Origin of the sequence: Candidatus Pelagibacter communis, assembly GCF_001179985.1 — a bacterium.
Taxonomy (GTDB): Bacteria; Pseudomonadota; Alphaproteobacteria; order Pelagibacterales; family Pelagibacteraceae; genus Pelagibacter; species Pelagibacter ubique_J.
Genome location: NZ_CVSI01000058.1, coordinates 205,154 through 229,062, shown reverse-complemented (window position 1 = coordinate 229,062; position 23,909 = coordinate 205,154). Strand labels below are relative to the sequence as shown.

The following is a 23,909-nucleotide window of genomic DNA, read 5'->3' as shown; positions in this document are numbered from 1 at the left end:
GTTATAGGACCTTCTAGGATAACCAGTACCAGACCAGTACCTAAAAAGATAAAATAAAAAAAATTTACTTATTCCTCTTGTTCAATTATAAATATTGGCATAAACACTCATGAAATTCATTAATGCCCTCGTGGTGAAATTGGTAGACACAAAGGACTTAAAATCCTTGCCATTTATGGAGTGCCAGTTCGAGTCTGGCCGAGGGCACCATTAAATGAAAAAAATTGTTATTACCTCTGACAAAAATAAGTCATCTTTAAGAATTAAATTAAAACTACTCAAAATTTTAAAAAATAATAATCTGAAACATGACAACTTGAATATAGTAATAGGTGGTGATGGCTTTATGCTGAAAACTTTAAAAAAAAATAAAGGTAGTTCAAAATTTTTTTACGGTATTAACTCTGGAAACTATGGCTTTTTAATGAATAAATTTTCACAAAAGAATATTTTAAATAACTTAAAAAAAGCAAAATTGATTTCAATCTCTCCTCTTGAAATGAGAGTCACAAATAAAACTGGTCTCTCAAAAACTTCAATAGCAATAAATGAAGTCTCAATTTTAAGACAAAGTAGACAAGCTGCTAATTTATCAATTAAAAATGGAAAAAAAGATATTATCAAAAAGTTAATTTCTGATGGTGTTCTAGTTTCAACTCCCGCCGGAAGTACAGCTTATAATCTTTCTGTTCATGGGCCCATTCTTAATTTAAACTCAAAAAAACTTTCTATTTCTCCTATCAGTCCGTTTAGACCCAGACGCTGGAAAGGGAAAATAGTAAGTGATAATTCTGAAATTACAATTACAAACTTAAATATCAAAAAAAGACCTATTAGTGCAGTTGCTGATAACATCGAAGTAAGAAATGCTAGGACAATTAAAATTAAAACAAATAAAAGATTAAAGTTTAATTTACTTTACGACATTAGTAGAAGTTTACAAAAAAAAATTAAGTTAGAACAAATTCGAAAAGAGATAAATTAGCAATAATAGATACAAGGATAAATTTTGAAAAAAAAAATATTAAAACTTTTAATAAAAAAAGATAATAATAATAGATTTCATTACCCACTGCATGAGAATGCATTAAGTAAAGATGATTTGGCTGAAGGGTTTAAAGTCTTACAAAGTAGGCAGCTCACAATGTCAAAAAAAACTAAACAGTTTGAAGAATATTTCAAGAAAAAACTTAAACTTAATTACTGCATGATGGTTAACTCTGGTTCTTCTGCAAATTTATTAGCTTTATTTGCATTAATTAATCCAAAGAAAAAAAATAGATTAAATCAAGGTGATGAATGTTTAGTGCCATCAATTTGCTGGTCTACTTCATTGTGGCCCGTAGTTCAAGCTGGACTTAAACCAAAATTAATTGATGTAGATATAAACACTTTTACCATAAATTTAGACACTATAAAAAAAAATGTAACAAAAAAAACTAAAGCTATAGTGATAATTAACGTTTTAGGAAATACTTCAAATATAGATGAGATTAAAAAGTTTGCTAATAAGAAAAAAATATATTTGATTGAGGATAATTGCGAGTCATTAGGATCAAAATATAAAAATAAATATTTAGGTTCTTTTGGTGATTTTAGCTCATTTTCATTTTATTATTCACATCAAGTAACTTCAGGTGAAGGTGGTATGATTGCTTGTAAAACTAAAGATGATTATTTATTACTCAAAACCTTAAGGGCACATGGTTGGGATAGAGATATTCAAAAAGAAAGAGTTAATAAAAAATTTAACTTTATAAACTCAGGTTTTAATTTAAGGCCTTTAGAAATCTCTGCGGCGATAGGATTAAATCAATTCAAAAGACTTTCAAAAATGATGTCCATAAGAAATTATAATCGAAATAAGATAATAAATTTTATTAAAAAATCAAAAAATTGGCATAAACAATTTAGTTTTTTTTACCCACATAAAAATTTAAAACCAAGTTGGTTTGGTTTACCGATTTTACTTGATACAAAATATATTAAAAAAAAGGAAAAATTTTTGAATTATTTAAATAAAAATAAAGTTGAAACCAGACCTATCATTAGCGGAAATTTTGTAAATCAGCCTGCTATCAAGTTATATAATATAAGTTACAATTTAAAAAAATTACAAAACTCTAAACAAATTGATAAGAGAGGTTTTTTTATTGGATTGCCAACCACAAAGCTTTCGGACATTGTGGCTAAAAAATTGGCAGAATTATTATTAAAAGTTTCTAAAATTTAAAATGCTTACTTGTGCAATAACAGGATCTAGAGGAGTTTTAGGTTCAAAACTAAAAAAAAAGTTACCATTAAAATTTTATGAATTTCGTGGAGACATAACGAGCAAAAAAAAAGTTAATCAATGGATACAAAAAAAAGATTTCGATATATTAATTCATCTTGCTGCATTAGTACCAACCAATTTAGTTAATAAAAATTACAAAAAAGCATATAAAGTAAATGTTATTGGTACAAATAATTTAATAAATTCATTAAAAAAAAAAGAAAATAAGCCAAAATGGCTTTTTTTTTCTTCAACATCTCATGTCTATAAACCATTAGATAAATTTAAAAAAATTTCTGAAAAATCAAAATTAAATCCTGCTAGTAAATATGGAAAAACTAAAATATTAGCTGAAAAATTATTGTTAAAAAAATTAAAGAAATATCCAATTAAGGTATGTATTGGTAGAATTTTTAGCTTTACTGATAAAAAACAGAAAGAGCCTTTTGTCATTCCTGCTATAAAAAAAAAATTGAATAATTCAAAAAAGAAAATAATTTTTGAAAATATAAATCACTTCAGAGATTTTTTGAATACTAATGATATTATATCGGCTATTTATATACTAATGAAAACTTCTAAATTTGGTATATACAATATAGGAAGCGGAAAAAAATTTGATTTGAGAAAAATTGTCAAATTATTTAACAAAAAAAATAAAGATATTGTTTTTAAAAATACACATAGACCAACTTATCTAATTTCTAATAATAATAAACTTTTAAAAACAAAATGGCGTCCATCAAGATTTAAAGATAATATTAAATACTTTTATTAATGAAAGACATAAGTATAATTATTCCAACATTTAATGAAAAAGAAAATATTCATCGTTTAATCAAAAACATAAAAAAAGTAGTACCAAAAGCTCACATTGTAATAGTTGACGATTCAATAGATAACGAAATTGGCAAAATTGTTAAAAAAAATAAATATTTACGCGTTAATTATTATCATAGAAAAAATGCCAGAGGTAGGGGTTCAGCTGTTTTATTTGGTTTAAGAAAAAATTTTAGCAAAGGTAAAAAATGTATTTTTATAGAAATGGATGCTGATTTTTCTCATAGACCGGTTGAGCTAAAAAAAAATATCGAATTATTCAAAAAAAAAAATTATGATTTATTAATTTCAAGTAGATATTTAAAAAATAGTAAAATAATTAACTGGCCTATATCTAGGAAAATTTTTTCAAAGTTATCAAACATTTTAGCCAAATTAGTATTAAGAGTTAATGTTAGTGATTACACGAATGGATTTAGAATTTACTCAAGTAAGGCTGTATATATTATTTTAAATAAGTGCGGTAAAATTGGTGACGGTTTTATTATCCTATCGGAATTTCTTTTAGCTTTAAATATTAATAAACTACGCATTGGAGAAACGAACACTATTTTTGTTAATAGGATCAGAGGTGAGAGTAGTGTTAATTTTAAGTTAATTGTTAACTCGTTTATAGGATTAATAAAACTTTTCATTATAAAAAAAAGATACAAAATTAAAAAATAAATTTATGAAATTAAAATATTGCTCTCTGTTTTTAATTCCTCTCTTAGTTTCATCTTTTGTAGTTTACATATCTTTGGATATTGAAAACTGGAAAGTTTTTTGGAAATTTGTAAATATACCATATCAAATACCTCCATTTTCAGACTTGGATTCAATCTCAAGAGCATTGAAAGCAAGTTCAGAAGGTTTCGATCCTTATCTTTATAATCCTTATGATCTTATTCAAAAACCATATTCCTATACTAAAATCTGGTTAATTATTTTTGAATTTTTTGGATTTAATGATCCTACAAAATTCAGAATATTCAATTTTATATTAATATATTTTTACACTCTCATTTTAGTTGATTTAGCTTTTAAATTTAATTCAAGAATATTTTCTTTTTTCTTAGTTTTATTTTTTTTTTCAACATCTAATTTATTATTGTTAGAAAGATTAAATATTGAAATAGCAATAGTTATATTAATTTACCTAACCTGTATTATTAATAATAATTATTTAAAGATTCCAATTTTCTTTTTTTCAATTTATTTAAAGTTATATCCTATTTTTTCAATTTTTGTTTTTATGAAAAAACAAATAATTTTTTATACAATTATAGTTTTATCACTGTTTTTTTTACTTTTAATTCGAGAGGAAATTTTCTTTATTATGAAAAACTCTGTAGATTATGCATTGATAATCGTTCACGGCATAACATCTATTATTAAAGGAATTTCCTACTTTTCAATAAGATATGATTTATTTATTAATGAAAATAATTATATTTACTTTAAAAATTTAGCTATTTTTCTGGCTTGTATTTATTCAATTGCAATATTTTACTACAATTTTGATTTTGGTAAAAAAAAGACATCTAATGAATTTAATTTAGAAGAAAAACTTTTTATTTGTGGTGGTGGTATTTTTATTGGTAGAGTTCTTTTCTTTTCGAATTGGGATTACGGTTTAGTGTTTTTAATTTTTACATTGCCTTTCATTATAAAATCAAATGTCAAATTTAAGTACATTTATTTATTTTTGATATTTATCTGTATAAATAGCCTTTATATAGAGGGGGGAGATAGGTACACTTTAATTTACGCAGTAAAAGCATTTATTGTTCATTCTATTAAGATTTTATTATTTACCTTTGTTTGTATTCATTTTTCAAAAGTAATTAATAAACACTTAGAATTAAAATTTAAAACCTGATTATCAAAATAATCGTGATGACCCCGCACGGATTCGAACCGCGGACCTATTGATTAGAAATCAATGATAAAACTTTAAATAGATATTTATTTCCAACGAAATTTGACATTTAACTTAGATCTAGTCACACTAGCGTCACAGTGATAGAGTTTTAAAATGGATATTAGATCTGTATTTGAAAAAATTGCAAAAGAATACCCTGAAGCGAAGAAACAAACATTAAAAAATCATCCTTTAGCTAAATTTATTAGATCCGAAGTTCCGAAATCTTTTAAAAATGATTTAGGTTATATCATTTCAAAATACAAAGTGCTTGTTGCTAAACATGCTGGAAATTGGAGTAGGGTTGCTTGGATAGTGTTGTTAGACCCTAGAGTGTCAGAGACTGCTACTAGAGGGTATTATCCAGTCTATTCTTTTTTTGAGAATGGAAAAAAAATTATGCTTTCGTTAGGCCAAGGATACAGAGATATAAAATCAGAATATAAAAATGAAGCAGATGATATCTTAATATCTAGAGGGATAATTTTAAAGAATAAAGCAGGTGATTTTAAAAAGTTTGGATTTAAAAATGTACACGGAACTAAAATCACACTTAAAAGTGATAAAGAAAGAGAAGTTTGGGTTAAGTCTTGTGCCTTTGGCAAAATCTATGATGTTAAAAATTTGCCGTCTAATAATGAATTAATTAACGATGCTAAAAATATTCTAAACATTTATGAAAATATTATTCAAAGAGGTGGTACTAGTGAATTAATCGAAAATATTGATCCAGAAGAAGTAGAAATTATAAAAGATTTAAGTGGATCAGAAAAAAAAGCTTTAAAGAAACATAGAGAACACGAAAAGTATTATATTAAAACTGACCCAAAGTTTATCAAAAGTTTAAAGAAAAAATTTGATTATACTTGCCAGGCTTGCAATCTAAAATTTGAGAAGATTTATGGAAAGTATAACGATAAATTGGATTATGTTGAAGCACATCACATAGTTCCTAAGTCAGAAATATTGAAGAAAATAGATTTAAATGAGGAGTTAGGTAGAGATGAAAAAGATTTTGCTATACTATGTGCGAACTGTCATAGAATGATCCATAAGTATGGATGCCCTAGCTTGGAAGAATTTAAAGAAAAAATACAAGTTGATTATAAAAACTTTTTAAAAAATAAGTGATAGAGCTTTTTGGTGAATATAGATATTAACTTTAACGTTTATTCAGACACACCAAAAGGGAAGGATCCAGATAGCTATAGTCCTACCTTAAGAAATTATCATAAAAACTTATGGAGCAAAATACTTCCCAATGGAACATTATTTAAACTAAATGAGACTATTTCAATGCGTCTCTATCACAAATCAGAGTCAGGTGAGTTTATTTTATCAAGTGACTCTATTGCAAACACCTATAGCAAAATTAAAAGCACACAAAATATTATCAAAAATATAAAAACGGAAGAGATAAAAAAATTTGTCTCTTTATGTAGTACTATTGGTGGATACATAATTTTTCCATCTGAAAGAATAAACAATAAAATGACAATTAATGGAGCCAGAGGTATAAATAAAAAAATTCGGGATAGATTTGATTTAACTTTAGAGTGTATTAGAAGATATTATAGAGACGAAGATAACCCATTAAATGAAACATTAAAAAGATATTCATCATTTTTTACGTTGTTTGTTAATTTTCAAGGCTACGTTGACTTTTTTTTATTACAAGACTTAGTTGATAATAACTATTCAGAAATAAAATATTTTATCCCATTTAAGAGTTTTGAGGAGTCTTCTCTTCCAAGTGACACAAACCAATATAGATTATATAAAGAAAGTTTGTCGAATTTTGTAGTTTCTCGAAACAAGAGAATTAAAAACTTCAAATTCAGTTTATAAATTCGTCACACTAGCGTCACAGTTAAAATAGAAATTTGATTAAAAATAAAATTTTTAAAAAAATTAACGTTGATTTTATTGAGTGATGGTGCCCCCGCACGGATTCGAACCGCGGACCTATTGATTACAAATCAATTGCTCTACCAGCTGAGCTACAAGGGCATTGCATGTTTTTTATAATATATTTAGCACTAATCAACAATTTTTTTTGCTTTGTTTATATGAAAAAAAACTATTGATGCACTATTAGATATATTCAAGCTTTCTAAGTCTTTGTTAATTTTTATTTTCACAAAATAATCAACATACTTTTCAGTCTTTTCGTTTAATCCAAAACCTTCTGACCCAAATAAGAGAACATTATCACCTTTCCATTCAACCTCTGAAAAATCTTTATTTGCATGAGAGTCAAAACCATACACCCAAAAATTTTTTTCTCTAAGAAATTTTAAAGTCGTATTAATATTAGATACTTTAAATATATTCATATACTCAATACTTCCACTGCTTGCTTTATACATTGTCTTACTTGTTTCAGGATAATGTCTCTGTTTAACTACAATACCATCAATTTTAAATGCTAGAGCACTTCTAATAATTGAACCTATATTTCTCGGATCTGTAACCCCCTGTAGGCACAATAGAGTTTTATTTTTTTTCATTTTGATAAACTCTTTTAAAGATAAATCCTCTAGTTTTTCTATTTCCGCGACGTACCCTTGGTGTAAAATATTTTCATTCTTACAATATTTATCTAGCTCCTTCTTAGTTTTGAAATAAACTTTAATATCTTTTAAAAGATTTACCTTGTTGTTTTCCCTATGAATTGCTTTTTTGCTTTCCTCTGTAAGAAAAAGTTTAGTTACTTTTCTATTTGGATTTTTTAAAGCCTCAATAACTGGATGTTTCCCAACGATATAAAAGTTAGAATTTGACATAATTTTCCTTAATTTTACTTAATTTTTTACTCATTTTCTTGTTATTTCTCATATTGCATTTGTTCAATAAAAATATATAAAACCCCTGTTGTTTAAAGCTTTAATTGAACAAGGTGACGCTACTCCTATTATTTAGGAGGGGTACCAAAGCGGTCAAATGGGGCGGGCTGTAAACCCGTTGACTTCGGTCTTCGAAGGTTCGAATCCTTCCCCCTCCACCATTCTTTTAAAGTAATAAAATAACTTGGAGTATTAACTTGGGTATGCGGGTGTAGTTCAATGGTAGAACGCTAGCCTTCCAAGCTGGATGTAAGGGTTCGATTCCCTTTACCCGCTCCAAAATATTAAAAAAATTAAAGTGAGGTAAAACAGTAATGTCAAAGGAAAAATTTAATAGGTCCAAGCCACATTGTAACATTGGCACAATTGGGCACGTAGACCATGGTAAAACAACACTAACTGCTGCGATAACAAAAGTATTATCGGAGACTGGTGGAGCTCAATTTACAGCATATGATCAAATTGACAAAGCCCCAGAGGAAAAAGAAAGAGGAATTACAATTTCAACTGCTCACGTTGAATATGAAACTGAAAAAAGGCATTACGCTCACGTAGATTGTCCAGGTCACGCCGACTATGTTAAAAACATGATTACAGGAGCAGCTCAAATGGATGGTGCAATATTAGTAGTTAATGCTGCAGATGGTCCAATGCCTCAAACTAGAGAACATATTCTTTTAGCAAGACAAGTTGGAGTACCAGCTATTGTTGTTTTTTTAAATAAAGTTGATCAAGTAAAAGATAAAGAATTAATTGAACTTGTTGAAGAGGAAATAAAAGAGTTATTAACTTCTTACAAATTCCCTGGTGACAAAACTCCAATTATTAAAGGATCAGCTTTAGCTGCCGTAGAAGGTAAAGATGAGGAAATTGGTAAAAAAGCTATAATGGAACTAATGAAGGCGGTTGATGAACACATCCCACAACCTGATAGACCAAAAGACAAACCTTTTTTGATGCCAGTTGAAGACGTATTTTCAATTTCAGGAAGAGGTACAGTTGTAACTGGTAGAGTTGAACAAGGCGTTGTAAAAACAGGTGAAGAAATAGAAATTGTTGGTATTAGAGACACTAAAAAAACAGTTTGTACTGGTGTTGAAATGTTCAGAAAAATTTTAGACACCGGAGAAGCCGGAGATAATATTGGAGCACTATTAAGAGGTGTTGAAAGAACAGATGTTGAGAGAGGTCAAGTGTTAGCGAAACCTGGCTCTGTAACTCCACACACAGAATTTGAGGCTCAAGCATATGTTTTAAAAAAAGAAGAGGGTGGTAGACATACTCCTTTCTTTACTAAGTATAGACCTCAATTTTATTTTAGAACGACAGATGTTACAGGAGAAGTTGAACTTCCCTCTGGCACAGAAATGGTTATGCCTGGTGACGATGCTAAATTTACAGTCAAATTAATTACACCTATTGCTATGAGTGAAAAGTTAAATTTTGCTATTCGTGAGGGTGGTAAAACTGTAGGTGCAGGAGTAGTAACAAAAATAATTAAGTAAGCTACCTATAGGAGTGTAGCTCAATTGGTAGAGCGCCGGTCTCCAAAACCGGAGGTTGGGGGTTCAAGTCCCTCCGCTCCTGCCAGATTAAAGGAAGATATGAAAAACCCTGTTAAATTTTTACAAGAGGTAAAACAAGAAGCATTTAAAGTTACTTGGCCAACGGGTAAAGAAACATTACAAGGAACTTTAATGGTTGCTGCGATGGCTATCATAGCATCAATTTTCTTTTTACTTTTAGATCAATTTTTTCAATTTGTTTTGGGATTAATATTAAAAATAGGATTTTGATGAAAAACTGGTACATAGTTCAATCACACTCAAGTTTTGAAAACAAAGTAGCCCAATTAATAAAGGAGGAGGCTGATAAAGCTAAAATATCAGACAAAATTGAGGAAATTGTCGTTCCAACACATGATGTAACCGAGGTAAAAAGAGGAAAAAGAGTACAAAGAAAAAAAAAGTATTTTCCAGGATATGTGTTAATAAAAAGTGAAATGGATAATAATATTTATCATATGATCAAAGGAATAAAAAAAGTAAGTGGATTTTTAGGATCTAAAGGCATACCAGTTCCAGTTTCTGATAAAGAGATTGAAAAGATTTTAGGACAAATGAAAGATGGTGTAGCACAGCCTAAATCTACTATTGATTATTCAGTGGGGGAAAAAGTTCAAGTTGTCGACGGACCGTTCGCATCATTCTCAGGATTAATTGAAGATATAGATGAAGAAAAACTTAGAGTGAAAGTTTCAGTTTCTATTTTTGGTAGACCAACACCAGTTGATCTAGAATTTAATCAAATCGAAAAGGTAAGCTAATGGCAAAAAAAGAAATAAGCGGATATGTAAAATTACAAATTAAGGGCGGACAAGCAAATCCAGCACCGCCAGTTGGACCGGCTTTAGGACAAAGAGGAATAAATATAATGGAATTTTGTAAAGCTTTTAATGATAAAACTAAAAATTTCATGGGAAAGCCAGTACCTGTAATCATCACAGTTTATAAAGATAAAAAATTTGACTTTGTAATTAAATCTCCACCAGCTTCACACTTTATTAAGGAGGCAGCAAAATTAAAAAGTGGATCTCAAGAACCTGGAAGAAATATTGTGGCATCAATTACAAAAAAACAAGCTGAGGAAATAGCAAAAAAGAAAATGGAAGACCTTAATGCTCATGATATTGATGAGGCAGTTAAAATTATAGCAGGATCAGCAAGATCTATGGGAATAGAGGTAAAAGATTGATGAATTCAAAGAGATATAAAAAATTACCAAAAAAAACTAATTTAGAAAAACCTCAGTCAATAGACAATTTGATACCGATTGTTAAAAAAAATTGTACAACAAAATTTGATGAATCAATAGATCTAAACATTTTAATTAACAATAAACAAAAAAAAAGTGAAATAAATATTAGAACAGCGGTTAATCTTCCTAGTGGCTCAGGAAAAAAAACAAAAGTGGCTGTTGTAGCTGAAGAAGTTAAACAAAAAGAAGCAAAAGATGCAGGCGCTGATCTAGTTGGTGGAGATGATTTAATTGAAAAAATCAAAAGTGGGGAATTGGATTTTGAAAAATTAATCAGCACAACATCGATGATGCTTAAACTTTCGAAACTTGGTAAAATTTTAGGACCAAAAGGCTTAATGCCAAACCCAAAGTTAGGATCGGTAACAGATAATATTTCAGACGCAGTTAAAAATGCAAAAGCAGGACAAATTGAACTTAAGAATGACAAAGATGGGAATATTGGTCTAAGTTTTGGAAAAAAATCATTCTCTGATGAGAATCTGATCAAAAATTTTAATACAGTGATAGATACTTTAGAAAAAGAGAAATCGAACCTAACAATTAAAGGTGATTTAATAAAGAATGTTTTTATAACCTCAACAATGGGTGTTTCTTATAAAGTTAAAATAGGTAAGAGTATATAGTAATGATAAGTAAAGAAAAAAAACAAATTTATATAAAAGAGATGACAGATCAATTTGATAAATCTGAGGCTGTTATAGTCGCTCATTATCAAGGACTTACAGTAAAACAATTAGATGAATTAAGAAAAAAAATGAGAGAACATGGTATTCAATTCAAGATTACTAAAAATAGGATTACCAAACTAGCTTTAGAAAAAACAAAGTGTAAAGAATTGTCAAAATTTTTTACAGGACCTACTGCAGTTGCTTTATCTTCTGATGCTATTACGTCAGCAAAAATTTTAACAAACTTTTCAAAAGAAAACTCTCATTTAAAAATTCTTGGTGGAATCATGGGAGGAGACATTTTAGATGTTGCTGGAGTAAAAAATGTTGCAACATTACCTTCTCTGGATGAGGCAAGGGCTAAAATTGTAGGAATATTGAGGTCTCCAGCTCAAAAAATCGCAAGTATTTTACTTGCGCCAGCCTCAAAAATCGCTATTTTAGCGCTCGAAAAATCAAAAAAATAACCTTGGAAGAAGTATGGCAGATCTAAACAAAATCATAGACGAACTATCGAAACTTACTGTTGTTGAGGCAGCAGAATTATCAAAACAATTAGAGGAAAAATGGGGAGTTACTGCAGCAGCAGCTGTAGCAGCGCCAGCAGCAGGAGCTGCAGCTGGAGGTGCACCCGCAGAAGAAAAAGATGAATTTACAATTTTTTTAGCTTCAGCAGGAGACAAAAAAATTAATGTAATAAAAGAAGTTAGAGCTATTACTACATTAGGCTTAAAAGAAGCAAAAGATTTAGTTGAGGCAGCACCAAAAGAAATTAAATCGGGTGTTAATAAAAAAGATGCTGAAGAGATGAAAAAAAAACTCGAAGCAGCTGGTGCAAAAGTAGAACTTAAATAAACAAAATTTATAAAAAAAGCTGTTAATTTGATTTTTAACGGTTGATATTAAATGGAATTATCTTTTACTAAAAAGAAAAATATTAGAAAGAACTTTGGAAAATTAAAAGAAGGTCTTTCTATTCCAAATCTTATAGAGGTCCAAAAAAACTCATACAAAGAACTTACCGAATTTAAAAAAGATGTAGATCCACAGTTTATCAAAGGTTTTGATAGAGTTTTTAAAAGTATTTTTCCTATAGAGGATCTTAATGATAAAGCAACACTTGAATATGTAAGCTATAAACTTGAAAAACCTAAATTTGACGTTGATGAATGTATACAAAGAGGTCTTACTTACTCTTCTGCATTAAAGTGTATGTTAAGATTGGTTGTTTATGAAATAAATCAGGAAAATAATACAAAAGATATTTTATCAGCCAAAGAACAAGAAGTGTATATGGGTGAAGTTCCTATGATGACAAATAGTGGAACCTTCATTACTAACGGTGTTCAAAGAGTTGTCGTGAATCAAATGCACCGAAGTCCCGGTGTGTTCTTTGATCATGATAAAGGGAAATCTCATGCAAGTGGAAAATTATTATTTAATTGTAGAGTAATACCAAACAGAGGATCGTGGTTAGATTTTGAGTATGATGTTAAAGATTTATTATATTTTAGAGTAGATAGAAAAAAGAAAATCCTTGTCTCAACTTTATTATTAGCATTGGGTTTTAGTAAATCAGATATGATAAATGAATTTTATGATAAAGAAACTTATCATTTTGATAGTAAATTAAAAAAATGGAAAACAAAATTTAATCCAGACCATTTCAAATCAAAAAACTTTTCAGAAGAAATAATTGACGCAAAAACAAATAAAATAATTATTAAAAAAGGTGAAAAAATTAATTACTTAAAAGCAAAAAAATTACATTCCGATGGACTAAAAGAAATATATGTTGATAGCCAGTTTTTATATGGCAAATACATTGTTAAACAATTTTCTCTAGGTAAAGATGTTTTTAAAATTGGAACCGAAATAAATGAAACCATAATAGAAAAAGCTATTGAGGAAAACCTTACTATTATTGAAACTGCTTTTACAAGTTCTATTAATAAAGGTCCTTATTTGTTACAAACGATTTTTAATGATAAAAATGAGACAAAACATGAAGCAATAAATGAAATTTATAAAGTATTGCGACCTGGTGAACCTCCGACAATTGAAATAGCTTCACAGATTTTTAATAATTTATTTTTTAGTTCTGACAGATACGATTTATCAGATGTTGGAAGAGTTAAATTAAATTCAAGATTAAATTTAGATTGTTCTGATAAAATTACAATATTAAGAAACGATGATATTATCTCAATAGTTAAAAAAATGCTCGATCTCAGAGATGGTAAAGATGAGGTTGATGATATTGATCACCTAGGAAATAGGAGAGTTAGATCAGTTGGTGAGCTTGTAGAAAATCAGGCTAGAATTGGTGTTTATCGTATGGAAAGAGCAATTAAAGAAAAAATGACAACTCTTGATGTTGAGTCTGCTATGCCACAAGATTTGATTAATGCTAAACCATTGACAATTTCTTTGAAAGATTTTTTTGCTACGTCTCAACTTTCTCAATTCATGGATCAAACAAATCCATTATCTGAAATTACACACAAAAGAAGAGTTTCTGCATTAGGTCCTGGAGGCTTAACAAGAGAAAGAGCTGGCTTTGAAGTAAGAGACGTTCACCCAACACATTATGGAAGAATATGTCCAATCGAAACACCAGAAGGACCAAATATTGGATTAATAAATAGCTTATCAACATACTCAAAAATTAACAAATATGGTTTTATAGAGTCTCCTTATAGAAAAGTTGTTGATGGAGTTGTTCAGGAAAAAATAGAATATTTATCAGCTATGGAAGAGACCAAATATACAATCGCTCAAGCAAATTCAAAAATTGATAAAAACGGAAAATTAACAGAAGATTTGGTATCAAGCAGACAAAATTTGAACTTTATTTTATCTAAACCTGAAAATATTGATTACATTGACGTATCTCCAAAGCAGTTAGTTTCTGTAGCTGCATCTTTAATACCATTTTTAGAAAATGACGATGCAAACAGAGCGTTAATGGGATCTAATATGATGAGACAAGCAGTTCCATTACTTAAACCAGAGTCTCCATTAGTAGGAACAGGAATTGAAAGTGATGTAGCCTTAGATTCAGGCGTAACAATTGTTGCAAAAAGAGACGGTATTGTAGATAAAATTGATGGAAAAAGAATTGTTATAAAGGCTACGGGTGAGACTGATTACTCTAAATCTGGTGTTGATATTTACAATTTACAAAAGTTTAAAAGATCGAACCAAAATACTTGTATAAATCAGAAACCTTTAGTCAGGGTGGGTGATAAAGTAAAAAATGGAGATATAATTGCTGATGGACCTTCCACCAAAATTGGTGAACTTGCTCTTGGAAAAAATGTTACAGTAGCCTTTATGCCTTGGCAGGGATATAATTTCGAAGATTCGATTTTAATTTCTGAAAGATGTGTAACTGACGATGTCTTTACCTCTGTCCATATTGAAGAGTATGAAGTAATGGCAAGGGACACAAAATTAGGTGAAGAAGACATCACAAGAGATATCCCCAATGTAAACGAGGAAGCTTTAAAAAACTTAGATGAGTCTGGAATTGTTTATATAGGTGCCGAAGTAAAACCTGGGGACATACTTGTAGGAAAAGTAACCCCTAAAGGTGATACTGCTTCAGGGCCAGAGGAAAAATTATTAAGATCTATATTTGGTGAAAAAGCCATTGATGTTACTGATACTTCTCTAAAAATGCCTAGTGGAAGTGGTGGAACAGTTATAGACGTAAGAGTTTTTAACAGACACGGTATAGAAAAAGATGAGAGATCAATTACTATAGAAAGAGCAGAGATTGATCTAGTTCAGCAAGATAGAATTGTTGAAGAAGAAATTTTAAACAGGAGTATCAAACAAAGAACACTTCAAATTTTGAACGGTCATAGATTAGCAAAAAAAATTAAAAATTTAAATCAAGGTGACGAAATTAATCAGCAAAATATCGCAGATTTATCAATTTCAGATATTTTTAAAATAGATCTAAATGATTTAAAGAAGAATGAAATACTTAGCAAACTCAAAGATCAGTACGATGAGGCTAGTCTCGATATAAAAGAAAGGTTTGAAGATAAAGTTTTAAAAATTAGACAAGGCGATGACCTTTTACCTAGCGTTATGAAAATGGTAAAAGTTTTTGTTGCAATTAAAAGAAGGCTTAGACCTGGAGATAAGATGTCTGGTAGACATGGAAATAAGGGAGTTGTAAGTAAAATTGTCCCTGTTGAAGATATGCCTTACAGACAAAATGGCAAACCTGTGGATATAGTATTAAATCCTCTGGGTGTACCAAGTCGAATGAATGTTGGTCAAATTTTAGAAACTCATTTAGGATGGGCATGTACTGAGTTAGGAGAAAAATTAAAATCACTAATCACCGAAAATCAAAAAAAATTTGAGTTAAATCAAAAAATAAAAGAATTTTTAAAATCAATCTATGGTCAAGAAATACTTGGAAATTCAATTGAAAAATTATCTAAAACTGAATTTTCAGATCTATGTGAAAATCTTATGAATGGTGTTCCAATTTCGACTCCAGTTTTTGATGGAGCAAAAGAGAGAGATGTAACCAAGATGTTAGAAATAGCAAAGTTACCCAATTCAGGTCAAACAGATCTTTGGGATGGTAGAACAGGTGAAAAATTTGATAGACCCGTAACTGTTGGAACAATTTATATGCTAAAACTTCATCACTTAGTCGAAGATAAAATTCATGCTAGATCGACAGGACCATATAGTTTAGTAACACAGCAACCTCTAGGTGGTAAAGCACAACTTGGTGGTCAGAGATTTGGTGAAATGGAAGTTTGGGCTTTAGAAGCTTATGGAGCATCATACACATTGCAAGAAATATTAACTGTTAAATCAGATGATGTAGCTGGAAGAGTAAAAGTTTATGAAACAATTGTTAAGGGTGAAGAAAATTTTGAGTCAGGAATACCTGAGTCATTTAACGTTTTGGTTAAAGAAATAAAATCCTTAGCATTAAATGTCGAATTAAATTAATTATGAGAAAAATAACTTTATTAACTTTATTATTAATGCCTACAAATCTATTCGCTGAAGATTTTATAAAAATTGGACAAGAAATATTTTACAACAAAGAAGCTTGTGTAAATTGTCATATTTTAAATGCAGCTGATGGTGGAAACAATCAACTTTCAAAGGAACATGTTGTAAATATAGTAACCAATGGATATGGCGTGATGCCAGCTTATAAAGATAAATTATCTGAAAAAGAAATAGAAGCAGTAGCATTATTTGTATCAAAAGAAGGAAAAAATTGGAAAAATAAACTTAGTTCATTCGTGCAATAATTATGAAAAAAGATTTAAGTAACATTTTTAAAAGTAGTGAGATATCAGATGTTCAAAATTTTAATAGTATTAAGATTTCTCTAGCGAGTCCTGAAAAAATTAAATCATGGACTTATGGAGAAATTAAGAAACCTGAAACTATAAACTATAGAACCTTTAGACCTGAAAAAGACGGTTTGTTCTGTGCAAGAATATTTGGTCCGATCAAAGATTATGAGTGTTTATGTGGAAAATATAAAAGAATGAAATTTAGAGGCATAATCTGCGAAAAATGTGGTGTTGAAGTAACAAAATCAAATGTAAGACGAGAGAGAATGGGACATATAAATCTAGCAACACCTGTTGCTCATATATGGTTCTTAAAATCGCTACCAAGCAGAATATCTTTAGCAGTCGATATGAAATTGAAAGAAGTGGAGAGAGTATTATACTTTGAAAATTTTATTGTAATTGAACCTGGATTAACTGGTCTAAAGAAAAACCAATTGCTATCTGAGGAGGAGTTAATTAAATATCAAGACGAATTTGGAGAAGAATCTTTTACTGCTGGAATAGGCGCCGAAGCTATTTTAGAAATTTTAAAATCGATAAATCTTGAGCAAGAAAAAGAAATATTGGTCAAGACGATTAATGAGACAAAATCTAAAGTTTCTGAGGAAAGATCTATAAAACGTTTAAAGTTAATTGACTCCTTTATTAAAACAGGAAACAAACCAGAGTGGATGATTCTTACCGTAATACCTGTAATTCCTCCAGAGTTAAGACCTTTAGTACCATTAGACGGTGGTAGATTTGCTACTTCAGATTTAAATGATTTATATAGAAGAGTAATAAACAGAAATAATCGTTTAAAAAGATTAATGGATTTAAAGGCTCCAGACATAATAGTTAGAAATGAAAAAAGAATGTTACAAGAATCTGTCGATGCCCTTTTTGATAATGGTAGACGCGGTAGAGTAATAACTGGAACTGGAAAAAGACCATTAAAATCTTTAGCAGAGATGCTTAAGGGTAAACAAGGTAGATTTAGACAGAACTTGCTTGGAAAAAGAGTTGATTATTCAGGTAGATCTGTAATTGTAGTTGGGCCAGATTTAAAATTGCATGAGTGTGGGCTTCCAAAAAAAATGGCTTTAGAATTGTTTAAACCATTTTTATACGCAAGATTAAATAAATTAGGCTTAGCTTCAACAATTAAACAAGCAAAAAAATTAGTTGAAAGAGAGACAAATGCAGTTTGGGATGCATTAGAACTTATTGTGAGAGAGCACCCTGTTATACTAAATAGAGCTCCAACACTACACAGACTTGGTGTTCAAGCTTTTGAACCTAAATTGATAGAGGGAGATGCTATCGAATTACATCCATTAACCTGCGCAGCTTTTAATGCAGACTTTGATGGTGATCAGATGGCAGTTCATATACCTCTAAGTTTAGAGGCACAACTTGAAGCAAGAGTATTAATGATGTCAACAAATAATATTTTAAGCCCTTCTAATGGAAAACCTATAATTGTACCTAGTCAAGATATGATATTAGGAATTTATTACTTGTCTTTGCCTCCATACCAGGAAAAAAAAGTTGAAGGTTATTTTGTAAATAATTCTGAAATTGAACAAGCTTTAGAATCTGGCAGTATAAAAATTCATTCAAGAATTATATCTAGATTTGAGACTGTTGATGAAAATGGTAAAATAAAATTTGAAAAACATACAAGTACAGCTGGAAGATTCTTATTAGCCAATCTATTACCTAAAGACAAAGACATCACCTTCAGTCTAATTGATAGAATACTTCCTAAAAAAGTTGTCTCTGAAATAATAGATATTGTTTTTAGATTTACTGGCCAAAAAAGTACAGTTATATTTTGTGATAAACTTAAAGACTTAGGATTTAAGCATGCTTTTAAAGCGGGAATATCTTTTGGTAAAGATGATTTGATTATCCCGAATAGCAAAGAATCATTAATAGAGGAAACAAAAAAATTAATTAAAGACTACGAAAATCAATATTCAGAGGGTTTAATTACAAGAGGTGAAAAATATAATAAAGTTGTCGATGCTTGGTCAAAATGTACAGACAATGTTGCATCTGAAATGATGAAAGGTATATCTGCTACGGAAAAAACCGATGAAGGACTTAATATAAACTCTGTATTTATGATGGCAGATTCAGGTGCCAGAGGTTCTGCTGCTCAAATGAAACAATTAGCAGGGATGAGAGGTTTAATAGCAAAGCCATCTGGTGAGATTATCGAGTCACCAATTACTTCCAATTTTAAAGAAGGCCTAACTGCGCTTGAATACTTTAACTCTACTCACGGTGCCAGAAAAGGTCTTGCAGATACTGCATTAAAAACTGCTAATTCAGGATATTTAACTAGGAGATTATGTGATGTTGCTCAGGATTTAACAATCACAAAAAAAGATTGTGATTGTAAAAGTAAAGGAAGTATTACTTTATCTGAAATAATTGAAGGTGGAAATATTATCGTCAGTTTATCAGAAAGAGCTCTAGGAAGAGTCGTTGCTGATAATGTCAAAAATCCAATATCTGGTGAAGTTATAATTAAAAAAGGTGAAATGATAGATGAGGCTGGTTGTGAAAAAATTGATGCAGCTGGTGTTAAAGCTATAAATGTATACTCTGTTATAACTTGTGGTTCTAAAGAAGGTGTTTGTGCGATGTGTTATGGAAGAGATCTTTCAAGAGGTCAAATGGTTAACGTAGGTGAAGCTATAGGAATGATTTCAGCACAATCAATTGGTGAACCAGGTACACAATTAACAATGAGAACTTTTCACGTTGGTGGTACCGCTCAAATTAAACAAGACTCTCAAATAGTTGTTAAAAACGATGGTGTTTTAAAAATAATTAATACAAACTTATTAGAGGATTCCAAAAAAAACCAAATAGTAATGGGAAGAAATACACAAATTTCTTTGGAAGATGAAAAAGGAATGCAGATTGCAATTTATAAAGTTCCTTACGGATCAAAACTTTTCTTTAAAAATGGAGACAAAGTTAAAAAAAATTCAAAAGTTTGTGAATGGGATCCGTATACAACACCAGTTATCGCTGAAAAAAGCGGTATAGTTAATTTCGTAGATTTAATAGATGGAGTTTCTCTTTCTGAAACTCAAGATGATACAACAGGTATATCTTCCAAATCAGTTATTGATTGGAGATCTCAATCTAAAAATACTGAGCTAAAACCTAGAATTACTCTAAGAGACGAAAAAGGTAATGTTGTTAAAAAAGCAGACGATAATGAAGCCAGATATTATTTAGTTCCAGATTCAATCTTATCAGTAAAAGATGGACAAAAAATAAGCGCTGGAGACGTAATTGCAAGATTACCTAAGGAAACTTCAAAGACGAAAGATATTACAGGAGGATTGCCACGAGTAGCTGAATTGTTTGAAGCAAGAAAAGCTAAAGACAGTGCAATCATAGCAGAAAACGATGGTAAAGTTATGTTTGGAAAAGAAGTAAGAGGAAAACAAAAAGTATCAATCGTATCAGACTCTGGTGAAACTTCAAATTACCTAATACCAAAAGGAAAACATATTAATTTTAATCCTGGTGAAGAAATCAAAAAGGGAGAATATCTTTTAGATGGTCAACCATTACCACACGATATATTGAGAATTTTAGGTATTAAAGAACTAACAGAATATTTTGTAAATCAAGTTCAAGAAGTTTATAGACTACAAGGTGTTATAATTAATGATAAGCACATCGAAACTATTTTAAGACAAATGCTTAAAAAAGTTGAAATAAAAAACTCTGGAGACTCAGATTATCTACCTGGTGAAATTATAGATAGGTTTAAATTGGAAAATGTGAATGAAGAATTAGTTAAAAATGGAAAAAAACCAGCTGTTGGAGAGAGAGTATTAATGGGAATAACAAAAGCATCTTTACAAACAGAGTCGTTTATATCAGCTGCATCTTTCCAAGAAACAACAAGAGTTCTCACAGACGCTGCTATAAAAGGAAAAGTTGATACTTTAGCTGGATTAAAAGAAAATGTAATTGTTGGAAGATTAGTTCCTGCTGGAACCGGTTCAATTAAAAACAAATGGAATAAAAAAGCATTAGAAGACGATCAAAAATTCTTATCTGAGCAAGAAAAAGTAGAACAAGCTGAAACGCCTGCAAATCCATAATAATAGAGCGTTTTTTTTATTGTTTTAATTTGACAATTTCAAAAACTATAGTATTTTCACCAAGATTTTGGTTGGATAGTAGTGCTATTTAGGTACTAAACGCGACCACAGACATTAGACTACTTTAATTTCTTCCTTAATCATTACTATATTATGCCGACGATAAATCAATTGTTGAAAAAAAGAAGGACTAGACCAAAGGCTAGAGACAGAGTTCCTGCGCTTGAAAAATCTCCCCAGAAAAGAGGTGTATGTCTAAAAGTTTATACAACCACACCTAAGAAACCAAATTCTGCATTAAGAAAAGTAGCAAGAGTAAGATTATCTAATGGACACGAAGTAACATCTTATATACCTGGCGAAGGTCATAATTTGCAAGAACACTCGGTTGTTCTTATCAGAGGTGGCAGAGTAAAAGATTTACCAGGGGTAAGATATCATATCTTGAGAGGTAATTTAGATACACAGGGTGTAACAGCAAGAAAACAGCAAAGATCTAAATACGGAGCAAAAAAAGGTAAATAAAATGTCTCGTAAAAAAAGCTCCTCAAAAAAAAATATTTCATTAGATGCAAAATATAAATCTGCGATAATTCCAAAATTAATAAATTCTCTTATGTATGATGGCAAAAAAACTATTGCTGAAAAAATTGTATATGATGCCATAGAAAAAATTAAATCCAAATCTAAAGATGAGCCTATAACAATATTCAATCAAGCAATTACGAATATTAAACCAACTGTTGAAGTTAGATCAAGACGTGTAGGTGGAGCTACTTATCAAGTTCCTGTTGAGGTTAAATCTAAAAGATCACAAGCATTAGCGATAAGATGGCTTATAGATGCATCAAGAAAAAGAAAAGATAAAAAAATGTCTGATAAAATTTTTAATGAAATTTATGATGCATATCAAAACAGAGGATCAGCAATTAAAAAAAAAGAGGACACTCACAAAATGGCAGAGTCTAACAAAGCTTTTGCTCATTTTAGATGGTAATATTAAATGACACGAACACACAAATTAGATAAATATAGAAACATTGGTATTATGGCACATATCGATGCTGGAAAAACAACAACTACTGAAAGAATTTTATACTATACTGGAAAAAGTCATAAAATTGGTGAGGTACATGACGGTGCTGCTACCATGGATTGGATGGAACAAGAGCAAGAAAGAGGTATTACTATAACTTCAGCAGCAACTACTTGTTTTTGGAAAGATCATAGAATTAATATCATCGACACACCTGGTCACGTGGATTTTACAATTGAAGTTGAGAGATCTTTAAAGGTACTCGATGGAGCAGTTGCTGTTTTTGATGGAGTTGCAGGTGTTGAGCCTCAATCAGAAACAGTATGGAGACAAGCAGATAAATATAAAGTACCAAGAATATGTTTTGTCAATAAACTTGATAGAACTGGTGCAGATTTTTTTAGATGTGTAGATATGATTAAAGATAGACTTGGTGCAAAACCTTTGGTAATGCAAATTCCTATTGGTATTGAGGCCTCACTGCAAGGAGTAGTTGACCTTGTAAAAATGAAAGCAATCGTATGGAAAAACGAAGATTTAGGAGCTGCTTGGGAGGAAAAAGATATACCTTCAGATTTAAAAGAAATCACGGATAAATATAGACAAGAATTAGTAGAAACAGCAGTTGAACAAGACGAAAAGTTAATGGAAAGTTATTTGAATGGAGAAGAGATAAAATCAGAAGATTTAAAAAAATGTATAAGAAAAGGATGCTTAAGTTTTAATTTTGTCCCTGTTTTGACTGGATCAGCCTTTAAAAATAAGGGTGTCCAACCTCTATTAGATGCTGTAGTAGATTACTTACCAAGCCCAGTTGACATAGGTTCGATTAATGGAACTAAACCAAATTCCGAGGATATTGTAGAAATGAAATTTGAGGATAATGCGCCTTTTTCTGCATTAGCATTTAAAGTTGCAAATGATCCTTTTGTAGGTTCTTTAACATTTATAAGAATTTATTCTGGAACAGTAAAATCTGGGACTGGAATTTATAATACCTCTAAGGACAAAGAAGAAAGGGTTGGTAGAATGTTGTTGATGCATGCGAACTCTAGAGAGGACATAAAAGAAGCTAATGCTGGCGATATCGTTGCTTTAGCAGGATTAAAATATACTATAACAGGACACACATTAGCTGATGAGGACAGTCCAGTTTTACTTGAGCCAATGGAGTTTCCAGATCCAGTAATTGAAATTGCTGTAGAGCCCAAAACTAAAGGTGACCAAGAAAAAATGGGTGAAGCCTTAGGAAGACTAGCTAAAGAAGATCCATCATTTAGAGTTACATCAGATGAGGAGTCAGGACAAACAATAATTAAAGGTATGGGCGAACTTCATTTAGATATTATAGTTGACAGAATGAAAAGAGAATTCAAAGTTGAAGCAAATATTGGTGCACCTCAAGTAGCATATAGAGAAACAATTTTAAAAAATTCAGAGTTTGATTATACACATAAAAAACAAAGTGGTGGAGCAGGTCAATTTGCTAGGGTGAAATTATCTGTTGAACCTTTGGAGCCCGGAAAAGGTAGAGAAGTTGAAAGCAAAATTAAAGGTGGAGCAATTCCAAAAGAATTTATTCCAGGTGTTGAAAAAGGAATAGAAAGTGTTTCAGACTCTGGTATTTTAGCAGGCTTTCCAATAATTGATTATAAAGTGACCATCTTAGATGGATTGCATCATGACGTTGACTCAAGTGTTCTGGCCTTTGAACTAGCTTCAAGACAATGTTTTAAAGAAGCATGTAATAGAGCAACATTAAAACTATTAGAGCCCATTATGAGAGTAGAAGTAGTAACTCCAGAGGACTACATGGGAGATGTCATAGGAGACTTAAACAGTAGAAGAGGTCAAATAAATACTCAAGAGCAAAGAGGTAATGCAACAGTTATTACCGCAATGGTACCTTTAGCTAATATGTTTGGCTACATAAACGCTCTACGATCAATGTCACAAGGTAGAGCTCAATATTCAATGTTCTTTGACCATTATGATAAAGTTCCTCAAAATGTTCAAGATGAAGTGACAAAAAAAACAGGATCTTAATAA

21 protein-coding genes and 5 tRNA genes are annotated in these 23,909 nt (G+C 30.3%); 24 read left to right on the top strand and 2 right to left on the bottom strand.

All coding sequences use genetic code 11. The features are described from left to right. Positions 1 to 124: 124 nt before the first annotated feature. The 8 genes from AMN80_RS03575 (at position 125) to AMN80_RS03540 (ending at position 6,866) form a co-directional block, all read left to right on the top strand. A tRNA-Leu gene (locus AMN80_RS03575) sits at positions 125 to 210 on the top strand. Positions 211 to 214: 4 nt separating this feature from the next. Then, positions 215 to 985, top strand: coding sequence for an NAD kinase (locus AMN80_RS03570; RefSeq protein ID WP_075520612.1), 771 nt, complete (start codon positions 215 to 217; stop codon positions 983 to 985). 24 nt (positions 986 to 1,009) lie between these two features. Then, positions 1,010 to 2,233, top strand: a complete 1,224-nt coding sequence (locus AMN80_RS03565; RefSeq protein WP_075520611.1) for a DegT/DnrJ/EryC1/StrS family aminotransferase — start codon at positions 1,010 to 1,012, stop codon at positions 2,231 to 2,233. A 1-nt stretch (position 2,234) separates the two neighbouring features. Further along, positions 2,235 to 3,053, top strand: coding sequence for an NAD-dependent epimerase/dehydratase family protein (locus AMN80_RS03560; RefSeq protein WP_075520610.1), 819 nt, complete (start codon positions 2,235 to 2,237; stop codon positions 3,051 to 3,053). Next, complete coding sequence (locus AMN80_RS03555) at positions 3,053 to 3,781, top strand: glycosyltransferase (protein ID WP_075520609.1); 729 nt, start codon at positions 3,053 to 3,055, stop codon at positions 3,779 to 3,781. Before AMN80_RS03560 ends, AMN80_RS03555 begins: the two co-directional genes overlap by 1 nt. 4 nt (positions 3,782 to 3,785) lie before the next feature. Further along, positions 3,786 to 4,976 (top strand): hypothetical protein, encoded by a 1,191-nt coding sequence (locus AMN80_RS03550; RefSeq protein WP_075520608.1) that lies wholly within the window; start codon positions 3,786 to 3,788, stop codon positions 4,974 to 4,976. Between the two features lie 156 nt (positions 4,977 to 5,132). Continuing rightward, positions 5,133 to 6,149: an MrcB family domain-containing protein gene (locus tag AMN80_RS03545; protein WP_075520607.1), complete on the top strand. Its 1,017-nt coding sequence runs from the start codon at positions 5,133 to 5,135 to the stop codon at positions 6,147 to 6,149. A gap of 12 nt (positions 6,150 to 6,161) precedes the next feature. Next, positions 6,162 to 6,866 (top strand): DUF6994 family protein, encoded by a 705-nt coding sequence (locus tag AMN80_RS03540; protein ID WP_082256551.1) that lies wholly within the window; start codon positions 6,162 to 6,164, stop codon positions 6,864 to 6,866. An 86-nt stretch (positions 6,867 to 6,952) separates the two neighbouring features. On the opposite strand, the gene AMN80_RS03535 is transcribed toward AMN80_RS03540, so the two are convergent. Together AMN80_RS03535 and rlmB are read right to left on the bottom strand one after the other, a co-directional pair. Then, positions 6,953 to 7,028: transfer RNA gene (locus tag AMN80_RS03535), tRNA-Thr, on the bottom strand. A gap of 29 nt (positions 7,029 to 7,057) precedes the next feature. Then, the gene (rlmB, locus tag AMN80_RS03530; RefSeq protein WP_075520605.1) at positions 7,058 to 7,804 is read right to left on the bottom strand and encodes a 23S rRNA (guanosine(2251)-2'-O)-methyltransferase RlmB; all 747 of its coding nucleotides are present in this window, start codon (positions 7,802 to 7,804) and stop codon (positions 7,058 to 7,060) included. A gap of 135 nt (positions 7,805 to 7,939) precedes the next feature. On the opposite strand from rlmB, the gene AMN80_RS03525 reads away from it, so the two are divergent. The 16 genes from AMN80_RS03525 (at position 7,940) to fusA (ending at position 23,906) form a co-directional block, all read left to right on the top strand. Then, a tRNA-Tyr gene (locus AMN80_RS03525) sits at positions 7,940 to 8,025 on the top strand. Between the two features lie 44 nt (positions 8,026 to 8,069). Next, positions 8,070 to 8,143, top strand: a tRNA-Gly gene (locus AMN80_RS03520). 35 nt (positions 8,144 to 8,178) lie between these two features. Continuing rightward, positions 8,179 to 9,369 (top strand): elongation factor Tu, encoded by a 1,191-nt coding sequence (tuf, locus tag AMN80_RS03515; RefSeq protein WP_075520604.1) that lies wholly within the window; start codon positions 8,179 to 8,181, stop codon positions 9,367 to 9,369. 9 nt (positions 9,370 to 9,378) lie between these two features. Next, positions 9,379 to 9,454: transfer RNA gene (locus tag AMN80_RS03510), tRNA-Trp, on the top strand. Between the two features lie 14 nt (positions 9,455 to 9,468). Then, positions 9,469 to 9,660, top strand: coding sequence for a preprotein translocase subunit SecE (secE, locus tag AMN80_RS03505; protein WP_075520603.1), 192 nt, complete (start codon positions 9,469 to 9,471; stop codon positions 9,658 to 9,660). Beyond that, a complete protein-coding gene (gene nusG, locus AMN80_RS03500) occupies positions 9,660 to 10,190 on the top strand; it encodes a transcription termination/antitermination protein NusG (protein WP_075520602.1) in 531 nt (176 codons plus the stop codon). Before secE ends, nusG begins: the two co-directional genes overlap by 1 nt. Next, a complete protein-coding gene (gene rplK / locus AMN80_RS03495) occupies positions 10,190 to 10,618 on the top strand; it encodes a 50S ribosomal protein L11 (RefSeq protein WP_075520601.1) in 429 nt (142 codons plus the stop codon). Before nusG ends, rplK begins: the two co-directional genes overlap by 1 nt. Continuing rightward, the gene (gene rplA / locus AMN80_RS03490) at positions 10,618 to 11,307 is read left to right on the top strand and encodes a 50S ribosomal protein L1 (RefSeq protein WP_075520600.1); all 690 of its coding nucleotides are present in this window, start codon (positions 10,618 to 10,620) and stop codon (positions 11,305 to 11,307) included. The genes rplK and rplA overlap by 1 nt, the downstream gene beginning before the upstream one ends. A 5-nt stretch (positions 11,308 to 11,312) precedes the next feature. Next, positions 11,313 to 11,819, top strand: a complete 507-nt coding sequence (gene rplJ, locus AMN80_RS03485; protein WP_075520748.1) for a 50S ribosomal protein L10 — start codon at positions 11,313 to 11,315, stop codon at positions 11,817 to 11,819. Between the two features lie 13 nt (positions 11,820 to 11,832). Next, positions 11,833 to 12,207 carry a 50S ribosomal protein L7/L12 gene (gene rplL, locus AMN80_RS03480; RefSeq protein WP_075520599.1) on the top strand — a complete coding sequence of 125 codons (375 nt, stop codon included), beginning with the start codon at positions 11,833 to 11,835 and terminating at the stop codon, positions 12,205 to 12,207. Positions 12,208 to 12,258: 51 nt separating this feature from the next. Then, the gene (gene rpoB, locus AMN80_RS03475; RefSeq protein WP_075520598.1) at positions 12,259 to 16,341 is read left to right on the top strand and encodes a DNA-directed RNA polymerase subunit beta; all 4,083 of its coding nucleotides are present in this window, start codon (positions 12,259 to 12,261) and stop codon (positions 16,339 to 16,341) included. Positions 16,342 to 16,343: 2 nt separating this feature from the next. Continuing rightward, positions 16,344 to 16,652 (top strand): c-type cytochrome, encoded by a 309-nt coding sequence (locus AMN80_RS03470; RefSeq protein ID WP_075520597.1) that lies wholly within the window; start codon positions 16,344 to 16,346, stop codon positions 16,650 to 16,652. A gap of 2 nt (positions 16,653 to 16,654) precedes the next feature. Then, positions 16,655 to 20,824 (top strand): DNA-directed RNA polymerase subunit beta', encoded by a 4,170-nt coding sequence (gene rpoC, locus AMN80_RS03465; protein ID WP_075520596.1) that lies wholly within the window; start codon positions 16,655 to 16,657, stop codon positions 20,822 to 20,824. Positions 20,825 to 20,977: 153 nt separating this feature from the next. Further along, the gene (gene rpsL, locus AMN80_RS03460) at positions 20,978 to 21,349 is read left to right on the top strand and encodes a 30S ribosomal protein S12 (RefSeq protein ID WP_075520595.1); all 372 of its coding nucleotides are present in this window, start codon (positions 20,978 to 20,980) and stop codon (positions 21,347 to 21,349) included. Between the two features lies 1 nt (position 21,350). After that, positions 21,351 to 21,821 (top strand): 30S ribosomal protein S7, encoded by a 471-nt coding sequence (rpsG, locus tag AMN80_RS03455; protein ID WP_075520594.1) that lies wholly within the window; start codon positions 21,351 to 21,353, stop codon positions 21,819 to 21,821. Positions 21,822 to 21,827: 6 nt separating this feature from the next. Then, a complete protein-coding gene (gene fusA / locus AMN80_RS03450) occupies positions 21,828 to 23,906 on the top strand; it encodes an elongation factor G (RefSeq protein WP_075520593.1) in 2,079 nt (692 codons plus the stop codon). Positions 23,907 to 23,909 lie beyond the last annotated feature (3 nt).